Source organism: Streptomyces speibonae (genome assembly GCF_984686075.1).
The window spans coordinates 234,043-248,497 of the sequence record NZ_OZ480260.1; the positions used below are offsets into that span (position 1 = coordinate 234,043).

The window sequence follows — 14,455 nt, forward strand, 5'->3', positions numbered from 1 at the left end:
CCGGCCCGTGCCGGCGGAGAGTCCGGTGCCCCTGGCCCGGGACCTGGTGTCGCTGTCCCGGTCGCTCGCCTCCCCCGTCGTCCATGACCTGCGTGCCCATCACACACCGTTGCGGAAGGCAGCCCATCATGAGTGCATCCCCGCGTCGTGCTCCCGTCCGTGCCGTCGTCATCGGGGGGAGCATCGCCGGAATGCTGGCCGCGGCCGCCCTCAAGGGGCATGTCGACTCCGTCGAGATCATCGAGGCGCACGAGCTGCCGGAGGGCCCCGCGCCGCGCACCGGAGTGCCGCAGGCGGTGCACATCCACTTCCTGCAGACCGGTGGTGCCGAGGCCGTCGAGGCGCTGCTGCCCGGCACGATCGATCTGCTGCTGGCGGCGGGCGCCCATCGCATACCGGTGACCACCAGCATGGTCATCCACGCGCCGGAGGGCTGGTACCGCCGCTGGAAGCGCACCACCCACTTTGTGATCACCGCCAGCCGGGACCTGACCGACTCGGTCGTGCGGGCCCAGGTGCTCAAGGACCCCCGGGTCGGCGTGCGCACGCACAGCAGGGCCGTCGCGCTGCTCGGCGGGCGCGGCCGCGTCACGGGCGTGCGGGTGCGCGATACCGACGGCACGGAGCGCGAAGTCGGCGCCGACCTGGTCATCGACGCGTCCGGCAGGGCCTCCCGCATGCCGCAGTGGCTGACGCGGCTGGGGATCACCGGTCTCGCGGAGGACCAAGTCGACTCGGGGCTCGCCTACGCCAGCCGCTTCTACCGCGCGCCCGTGCCCACCGCCGGCTGGCCCGTGATCGGGATCCAGGCCGACCCGCGCCTGCCGCGGCCGGCCAACGCGGGCGGCATCCTGCCGGTCGAGGGAAACCGCTGGCACGTCAGCCTGATGGGCGCTCCGGGCGCGCACCCCACCGCCGACCCCGACGCCTTCGAGGCGTATGCGCGCACGCTGCGCCACCCGGTGATGGCCGATCTCCTCCAGCACGCCGAACCGCTCACCGATGTCAGCGTCACGCACGGCACCGCCAACCGGCGCCACTACTACGAGCGGCTCACCCCGTGGCCGGAGGGACTGGTCGTTCTGGGGGACGCCGTCGCGTCCTTCAACCCGCTGTACGGGCAGGGCATGTCGGCGGCCGCGCAGGGTGCCGTCGCCCTGCGCGAGCTGTGCGCGGCGGGCCCGGCTCCCGGATTCGCGCGCCGCGCCCAGCGCGCCATCGCCAAGCCCGTCGACGCCGCGTGGGCACTCGCCGTGGGAACGGACATCCACTTCGCGACGACCACGGGCAGGACGGCGAACGTCGCCGATCGTCTGCTGCACCGCTACGTCAGCCGGCTCTCGCGCACCGCGACGGGCTCGTTCCACGCCGCCACCGCCCTGACCGACGTCCTGGCCCTGCGGGCCGCGCCCACCTCCCTGGTCCGGCCCGGCGTGCTGCTGACGGCGCTCGTCGGGCCGCTGCGTCCGCAGCTCGACGGCCCCCAGTTCACTCCCGCCGAACGCAAGCTCCTGCGGGAACTGCAGGAGGCTGCCGCGGCCGGCGAGTAGCCGGCCCGGGTGGTGCCGGCCGCTGCTGCCCGCGTCCCGGCTGTGAGCTGGGACACACCGCTTGCATCTCACATCGATGTGAGGTTTTAGCGTGAGGGCGTGTCCGTTCCAGGACCGAAGCCCACCAAGGGAGTTCCGACATGACGAACCTGTTCGACAGCTGCCGGCTCGGTGACCTGAGCCTGCCCAATCGTGTGGTGATGGCCCCGATGACGCGGGTCAGGGCCGCCGCCGGCGGTCTGGCGACGCCGTCGATGGCGACCTACTACGCCCAGCGCGCGACGGCCGGCCTCATCGTGAGCGAGGGGGTGCAGCCGAGCCTGGTGGGGCAGTCCAATCCGGGCACACCGGGGCTGCACGACGACCGGCAGGCCGCCTCGTGGCGTCAGGTGACCGGCGCCGTGCACGCCAATGGCGGCCGGATCTTCGCCCAGATCATGCACGGCGGGCGCGTGTCGCATCCCGACACCATCGGCATGCTGCCCGTCGGGCCGTCGGCCGTGCCCGCCGTCGGTGAGGTGTTCACCCCGTCCGGCCCGCAGACCCCGCCGACGCCGCGCGCCCTGGAGACCGCCGAAGTGCCCGAGCACGCCCGGTCGTTCGCCGACGCCGCGCGGCGCGCCGTGGACGCCGGCTTCGACGGGGTGGAACTGCACGGCGCCAACGGCTACCTCATCTCGCAGTTCCTCTCGTCCAACGCCAATCTGCGCACGGACCGCTACGGCGGCTCCGTGACGGGACGGATCCGGTTCGCCGTCGAGGCGGTGTCGGCCACGGTCGAGGCCGTGGGCGCGGACAGGACCGGCATCCGCCTGTCCCCCGGCGCAACCTTCTGGGGCGTGCGGGAGGACGACGTGCCCGAGCTCTACGCCGCGCTGCTGGCCGAGCTGGCCCGCCTGGAGCCGGCCTACATCCATCTCGAGGCGACCGCGGACGAGGACGTGCTGCTCGGCCTGCGCCGCGCCTGGCCGGGCACGCTCATCATGAACCCGGTGCTGCCGATGGGCCCCAAGTTCACCGACCGCGCCTCGGCCGACCACTGGCTCGGGCTGGGGGCCGAACTCATCAGCTTCGGGCGGGGCTTCATCGCCAATCCCGACCTGGTGGAACGGCTGCGCCTCGGTCTGCCGATGGCCCCGGCCGACGAGGCCACGTACTACCAGGGCGGCGACGCGGGCTATCTGACGTACCCCGCCTACCAGCACACCGCCGCGGCCTGACGGGTCCGCGCGCTTCATTCGAGGTCGAAGGCGCGCCGCGCGCGCTCGACCTCGGGCAGGTGGGCCGCGACCCACTCCAGGAGCACCTCGACCGGGTGGCGCATGGTCTTGCCCAGGGGTGTGATGCGGTACTCGACGGCGACCGGGCGGGAGCTGAGGAGCACGCGCTCGACGATGCCGTTGCGCTCCAGCCGGCGCAGCGTCGCGGTGAGCGACTTCTGGGTCACCGCGGGGATGGCGCGGCGCAGGTCGTTGAACCGGCAGGGCCGTTCGCAGAGTTCGTTGAGGACGCTCAGCGACCACTTGTCCAGCACCTGGTCGAGGAACTCGCGGTGCGGATGGTCGATCGTGAGCGCGCCGTCGTGGCTGTCCGTGGTATCCGGCACGATACGTGGTCTCCTTGAAGTGTCCTTCGTCCACCAGGTAGCAAAGGTATACCTGTTGGTCCGATGTGAGGAGACCCCGATGTCCGTCCGCCGTTTCACGCCCGAGGGCATGCTGCAGCCCACCCCGTACGAGCATGTCTCCGTCGGCACCGGCACACGTCACGTGCATGTCAGCGGCCAGGTCGCCCGGTCGGCGGACGGGGCTCCCGTCGCGCCGGGCGACCTCGCCGGGCAGGTCGCCCATGCCCTGCGGAACACCGCGCGGGGGCTGGCCGGCGCGGGCGCCTCGTTCGACGACGTGCTGCGGCTGACGTTCTACGTCACGGACTGGGCACCGGAGAAGATCGGCGCGTTCATGGCCGGGGTCGAGCAGGTGGCGGGCGAGATCGGGCTGGCGGTGCCGCTGCCGCCCGCCTCACTGATCGGCGTCGACCACCTCTTCGAGCCCGATGTTCTGGTCGAGGTGGAGGCGACCGCCATCCTGGACTGAGCCCAACTCCGGGGCTTTACCTTCTCTTTGCAACCCGGGCCGGTGCTGTCTCGTCTCTCCGCACGATCCATGACCCAGCCCGCCGGTCACCGTGCCGGCGGACCGAGGAAAGAGAGCGTTTCATGCGCCGAACCGTCCTGAGCGCCGCGGCACTCGCCTGCACCGCCGTGCTGGCCAGTGCCGTGCCCGCGTTCGCCGACGACCCCTCCCCCGTGCCGGACAGGGCGAACCCCAGCGCGTCGCCCGCCGACGTCGCGGAGAAGGACCCGTCGCCGGTCGCGGCCGAGACCGACACGCCCGCCCCCGCCGAGGACACCGACGGGGTCACCGTCGTGCCCAGCGGCGCGCCCGACACCGGTGCCGCCACGGCCCCGTCCGACGGCAACGGCACGCTCATCGGCGCGGGCGCCGCCGCGGCCCTCGCCGCCGGGGGCGCGGGATTCCTCGTCGTACGGCGTCGGCGGGCCGCCGCCGAATGACCTCGCTCTCCAGGCGTGCTTTCGCCGTCGCCGCGGCGGCGACCCTCCTCGCCGCCTGCGGCGGCGGTGAAGGGACCGACCGGCCCGCCGCCGGACGCACGGAGGGCACGGCACCGGCCACGCGGCCGTCGGCCGAGTCGGTGCGGACCCTCGCACGTTCGGTTCCGGTGGGACTCGAGATCCCCGCCATCGGTGTCGACACCCCGGTCATCCCACTGGGGCTGGCACCGGACCGCACGGTCGAGGTGCCTCCGATCCAGGCGGACGACCCCGCCGGCTGGTACCGGCACTCGCCGACACCGGGCCGGAAGGGCCCGTCGGTGATCCTCGGCCATGTCACGGTGGGCCGCCACGGGGACGGAGTCTTCCGTCATCTCGCGCGGCTGCGCCGGGGCGAGAGGATCGTGGCACGCCTGGAGAACGGCACCGCGGCGGAGTTCACCGTCGACTCGGTGCGTACGGTCCCCAAGGCCGACTTCCCGACGGACGCGGTCTACGGGGACGTCGACCGTCCCGAACTGCGGCTCATCACCTGTGGCGGTCCTCGCAAGGGGGACGAGTACCGCGACAACGTCATCGTGTTCGCCACCCTGAGCGGCACGATCGACTGACCCGCCCCGGGGTCCCGGGCCGGCGGACGACGTGCCGCCGGCCCGGGGCCCCGTCCGCGGGCACGCAGCACGACACCGGTACCGCCACGACCATGGAGAGCATTGAAACGGTCCCGCGAGCAGGCAGCGTCCGAGCTCTTCGCTGCCCTCTATCCGCGCCTCGCCGGCTGGTGCCGCCGTCTCGTCGACGACGACGAGACGGCTCATGAGATCGCCTCGGAGGCGTTCACCCGGCTGTGGGCCCGCTGGACCTCCGTGGCGGAGCCCCGGGGCTTTCTCTATGTCACCGCCGCCAATCTGGTCCGCGACCACTGGCGCAAAATCGAACGCGAGCGCCGGGCCGTGCACCGCGTCGGTGCCGAGACCGCCGTCCGGCCCTACAGCGAACAGTCCGACCCGTCCGTACGTCTGCTCGTGCAGTCGCTGCCGGAACGGCTGCGCGTGCCGATCCTGCTGCACTACTACGCTGACATGCCGATCCGGGAGGTGTCCGCGGTGACCGGACGCAAGGAAGGAACGGTCAAGGCCGATCTGCACGCGGCCCGGGAACTGCTCCGTGCCCATCTGAGGAGAAGCCTTGATCACACCCGCTGACGAGGGTCCGGAGTTCGAGCCCGACGACCCGCTCGCCGTCATCCTGCGGCCCACGGCCGACCCCCTCGGCCCGCCTTCCGGCCGGTTCGAGGCGATCCGCCGCTCGGCGGCGCGCCGCCGCATGGTGCGCACCCTGGCCGGTGTCGGAGTGACGTGCGCCGTCGCCGCTCTCGTCGCCGTGCCCCTCCAGCAGGCAGCGACCGGCGACAAGCCCGCCTCGCCCACGGTTCCGCTCGCGCCGCCTCCCGTGAGCGACTCCCCTTCCGCCACCGGGCGGCCGTCTCCGGCACCGTCGGCGTCACCCGCCGAGTCCCTCCCCACGCCGTCGGTGGAGACGGACCGCCCCGACGACGCGGCGGCGGACGTCCCCGACGACCCGGCGGCGGAAGCCGCCCCCACTCCCCGCTCCCCGGTGACGGACGCCCCCGGGACCGGGGCCGCGGTCGCCCCCTCGGTCATCCCATGAGCGGGGCCCGGGGGCACAGCCCCCGGGCCCGGACGACACGGTGCGGCCGGTCAGGCGCCGGGCAGCACCCCGGTGCGGGCGACCTCGGAGTACCAGCGCGCGCTGGCCTTGGGGATGCGGGTCCCGGTCGGGTAGTCGACGTAGACGGTGCCGAACCGCTTGCTGTACCCGTGCGCCCACTCGAAGTTGTCCAGCAGGGACCACAGGAAGTAGCCGCGCACGTCCGCGCCGTCCAGGATCGCCTGGTGGACCGCGGCCAGGTGGTCGCGCACATAGGCGATCCGGGCGGGGTCGTTGACCTGGCCCTCGGGGTCGGCGTAGTCGTCGAACGCCGCGCCGTTCTCGGTGATGACCAGCGGCAGCTTCGGGAAGTCGGCGGACAGCCGGTTCAGCAGGTCACGCAGACCGGTGGCGTCGACCGCCCAGCCCATGGCGGTGGTCTCGCCGGGCGGCTGGTGGAATGCGACCTGGTCCGCGCCCGGCCACGGGCTGTGGGTGCTCTTGCCGTGCCCGTCCGAGGTGTGCGTGCCACTGCCGTCCGCCTCGGAGACGACGGTGGGCGTGTAGTAGTTGACGCCCAGGAAGTCCAGCGGCTGGTTGATCTGTGCGAGGTCTCCGTCGCGCACGAAGGACCAGTCGGTCAGCGTGGCGGTGTCCTTGAGCAGATCCTCGGGGTAGGCGCCCTGCAGCATCGGGCCGGTGAAGACCCGGTTGGCCAGGGCGTCGATCCGGCGGGCCGCGTCGACGTCGGCGTCGCTGCCGGTGAGCGGGCGGACGTGGTGGATGTTGAGGGTGACCGAGCACTGGGCGCCGGCCGGGAGGCGGTCGCGCAGCGCCTGGACGGCGAGGCCGTGACCCAGGTTGAGGTGGTGGGCGGCGCGCAGGGCGGCGACCGGGTCGGTGCGGCCGGGCGCGTGCACACCGGAGCCGTAGCCGAGGAAGGCGCTGCACCAGGGCTCGTTGAGGGTGGTCCAGGTCTTCACCCGGTCGCCGAGGGCGTCGGCGGCGAGCGCCGCGTACTCGGCGAACCGCTCGGCGGTCACCCGCTCGGGCCAGCCCCCGGCGTCCTCCAGCTCCTGGGGCAGGTCCCAGTGGTAGAGGGTGGCGACCGGCTGAATGCCCTTCTCCAGCAGCTCGTCGACCAGGCGCCGGTAGAAGTCCAGGCCCTTCTGGACGGCGGGACCCCGGCCGGTGGGCTGGATCCGGGGCCAGGCCAGCGAGAAGCGGTAGGCGCCCAGACCGAGTTCGGCCATCAGGGCGACGTCCTCGCGCCAGCGGTGGTAGTGGTCGGTGGCGATGTCTCCGGTGTCGCCGTTGCGGACCCGGCCCGGGGTGCGGGCGTAGGTGTCCCAGATGGACGGGGTACGGCCGTCCTCGGAGGCAGCGCCTTCGATCTGGTAGGAGGCGGTGGCGGAACCCCAGAGGAAGCCCTTGGGGAAGGTACGGGCGGCGTCCGGGGCGGACGCGGTCTGCTGTGCGGTGACCACGTAAGTCCTTTCGGAGTTGGGGGGGGTTCCAGGCAGGCGCCTGGTGGGGGTCGGGGGCCCGGGGGGGTGCGTCAGCCCTTGACGGCGCCGGCCATGATGCCGCTGACGATCTGACGGCCGAAGACGACGAACATCACCAGCAGCGGCAGGGTGCCGAGCAGTGCGCCCGCCATGATCAGCGACTGGTCGCGGACGTAGCCCGCGCTCAGCTGGGTGAGGGCGACCGGGACGGTCGGGTTGGTCATGTCGAGCACCACGAACGGCCAGAAGAAGTCGTTCCAGGCGTGCACGAAGGTGATCATGAACAGGACCGCCATGGCGGGCCGCGCGATGGGCAGCACGATGCTCCAGAAGATGCGCAGCGAGTGCGCACCGTCCACGCGTCCGGCCTCGACGAGTTCGTCCGGCAGCGCCTCGGACAGGTACTGCCGCATGAAGAACACGCCGACCGCGCTGACCAGCGTCGGGAAGATGACGGCGGGCAGCTGCTGGGACCAGCCCAGCTCCGACATCATCATGAACAGCGGGACGACGCCGAGCTGCGGCGGCACCATCATGGTGCCGATCACCAGCATCATCAGGACGTTGCGGCCCTTGAACCGGAGCTTGGCGAAGGCGAACCCGGCGAGGGTCGCGAACAGCACCGTGGACAGGGCGATCACCCCGGCCACGATCAGGCTGTTGATCATGGCCTTGCCCATCGCCGCCTCGTCCCATGCCCGGGCGAGGTTGCTGAAGAGGTTCGGGCCGGGCAGGAACGGCGGCGGGGTCTGGCTGACCCGGGTGTTGTCGGTGGAGGCCGCCACCATCGTCCAGTACAGCGGGAAGATGGACAGCACCGCCATGATGACGAGCAGGACGTAGGCGAGCGGGCCGGCGTGGTGCTGGCGGCCCGCGCGCTGGCGCAGCAGCCGGCGGCCGCCGCGGCCGGCCGGCTTGCGAGCGGGGGTGCGGTCCGGGGCGTCCGTCCGGACCGGGAGGCTTTGAGTGGTCATGACGACTCCAGGTCAGGACGTGCGGGAGCGCAGCCGCTTGATCAGGCGCTGTGCCACGAAGGCGAGGACGAGCAGCAGGAACATCGCCCAGGCGACGGTGGCCGAGCGGCCCATCTGGTAGTTCTTCCAGCCCTCCTCGTACAGCAGCAGACCCAGCGTCTGGTACTGGTTGTCCGCGCCGCCGGTGATGCCGTTGGGCCCCTGCCCGAAGATCAGGGGTTCACCGAACAGCTGAGTGGCGCCGATCGTGGAGAGCACGATGGTGAAGACGATGGTGGAACGGATCCCCGGCACGGTGACATGGGTGAACTGCTTCCACCGGGAGGCCCCGTCGAGGGAGGCGGCCTCGTACCGCTCGGCAGGGATGGCCTGCATGGCGGCCAGGTAGAGCAGGGCGTTGTACCCGGTCCAGCGCCAGATGACGATGGTGGAAATGGCGACCTGGGCGGGCCACTTGTCGGCCTCCCAGTTCACCGGGTCGATACCCACCGAGCCGAGCGCCCAGTTGATCATGCCGAAGTCACGCTCGAAGATCATGGTGAAGACGAGCGCGGCGGCGGCCACCGACGTGGCGTACGGGACCAGCGAGGCGACGCGGAAGAACAGCGAGGCGCGCATGCGGTAGTTGAGCAGATGCGCCAGGCCGAGGGCCATCATCAGCTGCGGCACCGTGGAGATGACACCGATGGTGATGGTGTTCTGCAGCGCGTTCCAGAAGCGTGCGTCGCCCCAGAGCTCGACGTAGTTGTCGAACGCCACGAACTCCATCACGTCGAGCGTGGCCAGTTCCACGTCGTGCAGGGAGATCCACGAGGTGTAGACGAGGGGATAGAAACTGAACGCGAGGAAGATGATGAAGAACGGCGCGATGAACGCGAACGGCGCTCCCTTGACGTCCAGTCGGTGCAGCAGCGCGCCGTGACGTCGGGCTGCTCCCTTTCCTCCCGTTGTGCGGGGCGGGCCTGGAGGCTCCTCGCCTGCCAGGGCCTTGGTGGTGGAGGTGGCCACCGGATTTCCTTCCTGAGTGCGGATGGGTGAGCCGGGGTCCGGGCCCGCCTGCGACGGCGGGCGGGCCCGGACGACCGCGGGGACCTACCGGTCAGCCGACCGCCTTCTCGATGCGCTCCATCGTGGTGCTCCAGGCCTCGTCACGTGCCGTGCCCTGCTCGACCAGCGCCAGACCCTGCGAGAACGTGTCCTTGATCGTGCCGTCCTTGCGGCCGAGGACCTGCTTGTCCGGGATCTCCTGCGCGGCCGCACCGAAGATCTCGCCGATCGGCGCGTCGCTGAAGTACTCCGACTTGGCGTTCTTCACATCGGCCATCTCCAGCGCCTTCTGCGAGGACGGGATGTTGCCGATCTCCGTGAAGATGTGGGCCTGCTGCTCGGGCGCCGTCAGCCAGGCGACGAGCTTCTGGGCCTCCTCCTTCACCGGGCTCTCCTCGACCACGCCGAGGAAGGCACCGCCCCAGTTGGCACCCTTGGGCGCCGGGGCGACGTCCCACTTGCCCTTGTTCGCGTCGCCGGCCTTCTCACTGATGTGGCTCAGCATCCACGCCGGGCACACGGCGGTCGCGAACGTTCCATTGGCCAGGCCCGGGTCCCAACCGGGCTGGAACTGGCGCAGCTTCGCCGTCAGGTCCTCCTCGCCGGCATCCGCGGACAGCTCCCAGGCGTCCTTGACGACCGGGTTCTTGTCGTGGATCAGGTCGCCCTTTTCGTTGTAGTACTGCTCGGAGTGGCCGTAGACCATGGCGTTGAACAGGCCACTCGCCGAGTCCATGTACGCGACGTCGTCGCCCTTGAAGCCCTTCTTGAAGTCGCGGCCGACCTCGACGTACTTGTTCCAGTCGCCTTCCCACAGCTTGCCGACCTCTTCGCGGTCGGTGGGCAGGCCCGCCTGCTCGAAGTAGTCCTTGCGGTAACAGACGGCCATCGGGCCGATGTCGGTGCCCAGTCCCAGCACCTTGCCGTCGGCGGTGGAGATCTGGGACTGCTTCCAGGGCAGGAAGTGGTCGGTGCCCGACATGCCGGCGAAGTCCGCGAACTTGTCGGCCTGGGTCTCGGTGATCTCCTTGGCCCGGCCGATCTCGATGCCCTGGATGTCCTTCAGACCGTTGCCGGCGGCCAGCCTGGTCTGCAGAGCGGTGTAGTAGGTCTGCTCGTCACCGGCGATCTCAGCCTTGATCGTCACATTGGGGTTCTCCTTCTCGTACTGCTCGAGAAGCCCCGTCTCCTTGATGCCCATCACGCCGAACAGGCCCATCGTGATGGTGACCTTGTCGCCGTCCTTGCTGCCTCCGGTGACGGAGTCACCACCGTCGCTGCACGCGGCGACGAGTGCCAGCGCGCCGACGGCCGCGACTGTCGCCACGGCCTTTCTGCGCAACGAACCGAGAGTGCCCATGGATCTCCTCCTAGCGACGGCGCTGACACATCGGAGTGACGAGTTCTGCGATGACTACAGCGGCTCTGATAGAAGTGGGAACGTGCCCAATTTCGGGTGGGCACGTTCCCACCGGTCCTGGAAGACTCCTTGCTCATGGATGGATCTGTCAATAACTTGAAAGCAAGAAGACATCACGAACCGGACACGGCCCCCCGGGGCCGGTGTGGGAACGGCGCCATGCCCGCGGCGGCGTCTGCAAGAATTGCCGCTGGTCACCTCCGCGGCAGTCATCACCGCCGCGGCTGCCGAGGGGGGAGTACATGACCGCCAACCGCCGTCCCACGATCAAAACCGTCGCGGCCCGCGCCGGCGTGGGCCGCACCACGGTCTCCCGTGTCGTCAACGGTTCGGATCTCGTCAGCGACGAGGCGCGGGCCCGCGTCCTGGCCGCGATCAAGGAGCTGAACTACGTTCCCAACTCCGTCGCCCGCGGTCTGGTGACCAACCGGACCAACGCCGTGGCGCTGGTGATCCCGGAGTCGGAGAGCAGGCTGGGTTCCGAACCGTTCTTCGCCGCGCTGATCCGGGGCGTGAGCGGCGCCCTCGCCGAGAGCCGCACGCAGCTCCAGCTCATGCTGGTGCGGGACCAGGCCGAGCGGGACCAGCTCACGGAGTCGGTGGCGACGCGGCGCGTGGACGGTGTCCTGCTGGTGTCCGTCCACTCCGAGGACCGGCTGCCCGGGATGCTGGAGGAGATGGGCCTGCCCACCGTGCTCGCCGGCCGCCGTCACGCGGGCGAGCAGCTGAGCTACGTCGACTCCGACAACGCCGGCGGTGCCACCGAGGCCGTCCGGCACCTGCTGGGCAGCGGCCGGAGGCGGGTCGCCACGATCACCGGCCCCCAGGACATGGACGTCGGCCGCAGCCGCCTCGCCGGGTGGCGCGCCGCTCACGAGGAGGCGGGCATTCCGGCCGACGAACTGCTGGTGGAGGCGGGCGACTTCACCGAGGAGAGCGGCAGCCGCGCGATCCGTTCGCTTCTTGAACGCGCCCCGGACCTGGATGCCGTGTTCGCCGCTTCCGACCTCATGGCGCTCGGCGCCCTGGCCGAATTGCGCCGTCAGCGGCGGCAGGTGCCCGGTGATGTCGCGGTGGTGGGCTTCGAGGACTCCGTCCTCGCCCGGCACACCAATCCGCCGTTGACGACGGTGCGTCAGCCGGTGGAGGAACTGGGCCGCACGATGGCCCGGATCCTCACGGACATAACGCTGCACGGCGCGCCCCGCCGACAGCTGACCCTGCCCACGGAGCTGGTGGTACGCGACTCGTCGTGACGTCGGGCCGGGAACCGGACCGGGCACACGCGGAAGGGCGTTGGCGGGTCTTCGGACCGCCTGCGTTCACCGGTCGGCAGGGCGGCCGCCCGGACGGCGTCTCCTGCGCGTGCCGCTGCCGCGCTCCCGGGACCGGACGGGGGCCTCTCCTGAGGGTTCCTCTGCGCCCCGCGCCCCGCACCCCGCACCCCGCACGAAAAAAGGCAAGGAGACCTGGCTCCTCGCCACTCTCAACGTATAGCGCACGGGGGGCCTTGCGGCAAGGCCCCGTCGGTGCCGCAGAATCGGCGGCCGAATGCCCGGACCTGCACTTGGAGGGTGCGCAGTGCGCGTGCTGTTGACCACGTACGGATCGCGCGGGGACGTCGAGCCACTGGCCGGACTCGCGCTGCGATTGCGGGAGTTGGGCGTGGAGGCGCGGGTGTGTGCGCCGCCGGACGAGGAGTTCGCGGCGTTGCTGGCGCGCGCGGACGTTCCGCTGATTCCGCTCGGCCCGCCGGTGCGTCCGGTGGTGACCGGTGAGCGGCCGCCGACACCTCAGGACGCCTTCCGGCTCGCCGCCGAGCTGGTCACCGCCCGCTTCGACACGCTCACCCAGGCGGCCGAGGGATGTCAGGCGGTACTGGCCACGGGGTTGATGCCGGCCGGTGTCCGGGACGTGGCGGAGAAGCTGGGGATTCCCTACGTCTTCGCCTGCTTCCACATCTACGGGCTGCCGTCGCGGCACTTCCCGCCGGGCGCGCGCCCGGGCACCCCGCCCGCGCCGGCCGGGACCGGGCTCAGGGAGTTGTGGGAACAGGATGCCCGGAGCGTGAACGCGCTGTACGGCGACGCCCTCAACCGTCATCGCACCGGGATCGGCCTGCCACCCGTGCGGAACGTCCGTGACCACGTCCTCACCGACCGGCCGTGGCTTGCGGCGGACCCGGCGCTGTGTCCCGCGGAGGGGATGACGGAGTTCGACCTCGTGCAGACCGGACCGTGGCTCCTGCCGGACGAACGTCCGCTGCCCGCCGGGCTGGAGGAGTTCCTCGGCGCCGGGGCACCACCGGTGTACGTGGGCTTCGGCAGCATGGGCGCCTACGCTCCGGAGGGCATCGCCCGGGTGGCCGTCGAAACCTGCCGCGCGCAGGGGCGCCGCCTGGTCCTCGCCGGCGGGTGGGCCGGGCTGGCTCCGGACCCGGGCAGTGACGACTGCTTCGTGGTCGGCGAGGTCAACCAGCAGGCGCTGTTCCGCCGGGTGGCCGCAGTGGTGCACCACGGCGGGGCGGGGACCACGACGACGGCCGCCCGCGCAGGGGCGCCCCAAGTGGTGGTTCCGAGGATCGCGGACCAGCCGTACTGGGCCGGCAGGGTGAGCGACCTGGGCATCGGCTCGGCTCATCCCGGCCCGGCGGTGACCTTCGGCTCCCTGTCCGCCGCGCTGACGACGGCCCTGACACCCGAAGTCCGGGCGCGGGCACGGACGGTGGCGGACACCATCCGCACGGACGGTGCCGCGGTGGCCGCGCGACTCCTCGCCGAAACCGCCGACCGGGCGGGGCGACCGGTGCCCCCGTGACGTCCGGGAACCGGCCGGCCGCGACGGGCCCCACCGGTCCGGGGCCGCGGGCGGGCCGCTCGCCCTGTCCAGCCCCTTCGGTGCCGTGCGCCCTGCACCAACACGACGTCCGTCCCGCCTGACAACAGCCGCTCCCCACGGCGGCGGACCTCCCCGCCGGCAGTGACACCGCTGTGTCGGCCACTGCACACGCGCAGCGCGAGCAGCCGGCCTGGCCGCAGATGCTCGGCGATCGTCACACTCGCCGCCACCCGCGGCGCGAGTCCCCCGCGTTGCCGGCCGTGCCGGCGCCTCCGCCGGGCTGCACAGCCGTCCGGAGGCGCTGCGCTCGGCGCGCGGCAGCGTCTGCGCGCCCACGTCGAAGGCTTCGGCCGCCCCCACGATCCGCCGCTCCCGGCCCGTGACCAGCTCCCCGCGTCCGTGAGTCGCGCGGCGGAGGGTCGGTCGGCCAGGGCCACGCCCGGCTGCCGTTCCATCGACCCCACGCAGCTGCTCGCGCGGCGGGCCGGGTGATGCCACCCCACGGCGAGCGGCCGCGCCACCGCCGGCATCGGCTCCAGCGCCCTGGCACACATCCGGTCCGGCGACAGCAGACGCACGCGCGCGGAGCCGCGTCGGCCCCGCCACCCGGTCCCGGCCTCCCGAGGCCCGTCGGTAACCCTCGACAGCCTCCCCGGCGCCGGTCCGCAGGGGCATCGGCCACTCCCCACGGGTCTCACCGCCTCTCCACACCAACCCACTGCCGCCGGAAGCCCGCCCCGCCCCCGACAACACGCCTCCCCGCGCGGGACGGCCGGTCGTCCACGTGGCGGGCGGCCTCGCCGGACCACGACCGCCCTGGTCACGGGCCTCTCGGTGTCCCACCGGCATGCGTCGCCTGCCCGGGCGGGGCC

Annotated in this window: 14 protein-coding genes; 9 read left to right on the forward strand and 5 right to left on the reverse strand. The window is 71.9% G+C overall.

Translation table 11 applies throughout. The features are described from left to right. Positions 1-128 precede the first annotated feature (128 nt). Complete coding sequence (locus AC5L3C_RS00980; protein ID WP_493646329.1) at positions 129-1,550, forward strand: NAD(P)/FAD-dependent oxidoreductase; 1,422 nt, start codon at positions 129-131, stop codon at positions 1,548-1,550. Between the two features lie 140 nt (positions 1,551-1,690). Further along, the gene (locus AC5L3C_RS00985) at positions 1,691-2,770 is read left to right on the forward strand and encodes an alkene reductase (RefSeq protein ID WP_493646330.1); all 1,080 of its coding nucleotides are present in this window, start codon (positions 1,691-1,693) and stop codon (positions 2,768-2,770) included. Positions 2,771-2,784: 14 nt separating this feature from the next. Here AC5L3C_RS00985 and AC5L3C_RS00990 read toward each other — a convergent pair whose 3' ends face one another. After that, positions 2,785-3,156 carry a winged helix-turn-helix transcriptional regulator gene (locus AC5L3C_RS00990; protein ID WP_493646331.1) on the reverse strand — a complete coding sequence of 124 codons (372 nt, stop codon included), beginning with the start codon at positions 3,154-3,156 and terminating at the stop codon, positions 2,785-2,787. A gap of 79 nt (positions 3,157-3,235) precedes the next feature. Between AC5L3C_RS00990 and AC5L3C_RS00995 the strand changes: the two genes are divergently transcribed. From AC5L3C_RS00995 to AC5L3C_RS01015, 5 genes are all read left to right on the forward strand, one after another. Beyond that, positions 3,236-3,646, forward strand: coding sequence for a RidA family protein (locus AC5L3C_RS00995; protein ID WP_493646332.1), 411 nt, complete (start codon positions 3,236-3,238; stop codon positions 3,644-3,646). A 122-nt stretch (positions 3,647-3,768) separates the two neighbouring features. Then, a complete protein-coding gene (locus tag AC5L3C_RS01000; protein WP_493646333.1) occupies positions 3,769-4,125 on the forward strand; it encodes a sortase-dependent protein in 357 nt (118 codons plus the stop codon). After that, a complete protein-coding gene (locus AC5L3C_RS01005; protein ID WP_493646334.1) occupies positions 4,122-4,736 on the forward strand; it encodes a class F sortase in 615 nt (204 codons plus the stop codon). The genes AC5L3C_RS01000 and AC5L3C_RS01005 overlap by 4 nt, the downstream gene beginning before the upstream one ends. Before the next feature lie 102 nt (positions 4,737-4,838). Next, entirely contained in the window at positions 4,839-5,330 is a 492-nt protein-coding gene (locus tag AC5L3C_RS01010) for an RNA polymerase sigma factor (protein ID WP_493646335.1), read from the forward strand. Then, on the forward strand, positions 5,314-5,796 hold the full coding sequence (locus AC5L3C_RS01015) for a hypothetical protein (protein ID WP_493646336.1): 483 nt from the start codon (positions 5,314-5,316) through the stop codon (positions 5,794-5,796). Before AC5L3C_RS01010 ends, AC5L3C_RS01015 begins: the two co-directional genes overlap by 17 nt. A 50-nt stretch (positions 5,797-5,846) precedes the next feature. On the opposite strand, the gene AC5L3C_RS01020 is transcribed toward AC5L3C_RS01015, so the two are convergent. The 4 genes from AC5L3C_RS01020 to AC5L3C_RS01035 all read right to left on the reverse strand — a co-directional run bounded on the left by AC5L3C_RS01020 (position 5,847) and on the right by AC5L3C_RS01035 (position 10,685). Next, positions 5,847-7,283, reverse strand: a complete 1,437-nt coding sequence (locus AC5L3C_RS01020) for a GH1 family beta-glucosidase (protein ID WP_493646337.1) — start codon at positions 7,281-7,283, stop codon at positions 5,847-5,849. Between the two features lie 71 nt (positions 7,284-7,354). After that, complete coding sequence (locus AC5L3C_RS01025) at positions 7,355-8,278, reverse strand: carbohydrate ABC transporter permease (protein WP_125501547.1); 924 nt, start codon at positions 8,276-8,278, stop codon at positions 7,355-7,357. Positions 8,279-8,290: 12 nt separating this feature from the next. Then, a complete protein-coding gene (locus AC5L3C_RS01030; protein WP_493646338.1) occupies positions 8,291-9,286 on the reverse strand; it encodes a carbohydrate ABC transporter permease in 996 nt (331 codons plus the stop codon). Positions 9,287-9,377: 91 nt separating this feature from the next. Further along, a complete protein-coding gene (locus AC5L3C_RS01035) occupies positions 9,378-10,685 on the reverse strand; it encodes an ABC transporter substrate-binding protein (protein ID WP_493646339.1) in 1,308 nt (435 codons plus the stop codon). Positions 10,686-10,987: 302 nt separating this feature from the next. On the opposite strand from AC5L3C_RS01035, the gene AC5L3C_RS01040 reads away from it, so the two are divergent. Together AC5L3C_RS01040 and rgt are read left to right on the forward strand one after the other, a co-directional pair. Then, the gene (locus tag AC5L3C_RS01040; RefSeq protein ID WP_125501553.1) at positions 10,988-12,001 is read left to right on the forward strand and encodes a LacI family DNA-binding transcriptional regulator; all 1,014 of its coding nucleotides are present in this window, start codon (positions 10,988-10,990) and stop codon (positions 11,999-12,001) included. Between the two features lie 325 nt (positions 12,002-12,326). Continuing rightward, the gene (gene rgt / locus AC5L3C_RS01045; RefSeq protein ID WP_493646340.1) at positions 12,327-13,562 is read left to right on the forward strand and encodes a rifamycin-inactivating glycosyltransferase Rgt; all 1,236 of its coding nucleotides are present in this window, start codon (positions 12,327-12,329) and stop codon (positions 13,560-13,562) included. Positions 13,563-14,455: the final 893 nt, after the last annotated feature.

Bases quoted from the DNA above. Each gene is read 5' to 3' on its own strand.
- AC5L3C_RS00980 (WP_493646329.1), top strand. From the start codon at position 129: ATGAGTGCATCCCCGCGTCGTGCTCCCGTCCGTGCCGTCGTCATCGGG.
- AC5L3C_RS00985 (WP_493646330.1), top strand. From the start codon at position 1,691: ATGACGAACCTGTTCGACAGCTGCCGGCTCGGTGACCTGAGCCTGCCC.
- AC5L3C_RS00995 (WP_493646332.1), top strand. From the start codon at position 3,236: ATGTCCGTCCGCCGTTTCACGCCCGAGGGCATGCTGCAGCCCACCCCG.
- AC5L3C_RS01000 (WP_493646333.1), top strand. From the start codon at position 3,769: ATGCGCCGAACCGTCCTGAGCGCCGCGGCACTCGCCTGCACCGCCGTG.
- AC5L3C_RS01005 (WP_493646334.1), top strand. From the start codon at position 4,122: ATGACCTCGCTCTCCAGGCGTGCTTTCGCCGTCGCCGCGGCGGCGACC.
- AC5L3C_RS01025 (WP_125501547.1), bottom strand. From the start codon at position 8,278: ATGACCACTCAAAGCCTCCCGGTCCGGACGGACGCCCCGGACCGCACC.
- AC5L3C_RS01035 (WP_493646339.1), bottom strand. From the start codon at position 10,685: ATGGGCACTCTCGGTTCGTTGCGCAGAAAGGCCGTGGCGACAGTCGCG.
- AC5L3C_RS01040 (WP_125501553.1), top strand. From the start codon at position 10,988: ATGACCGCCAACCGCCGTCCCACGATCAAAACCGTCGCGGCCCGCGCC.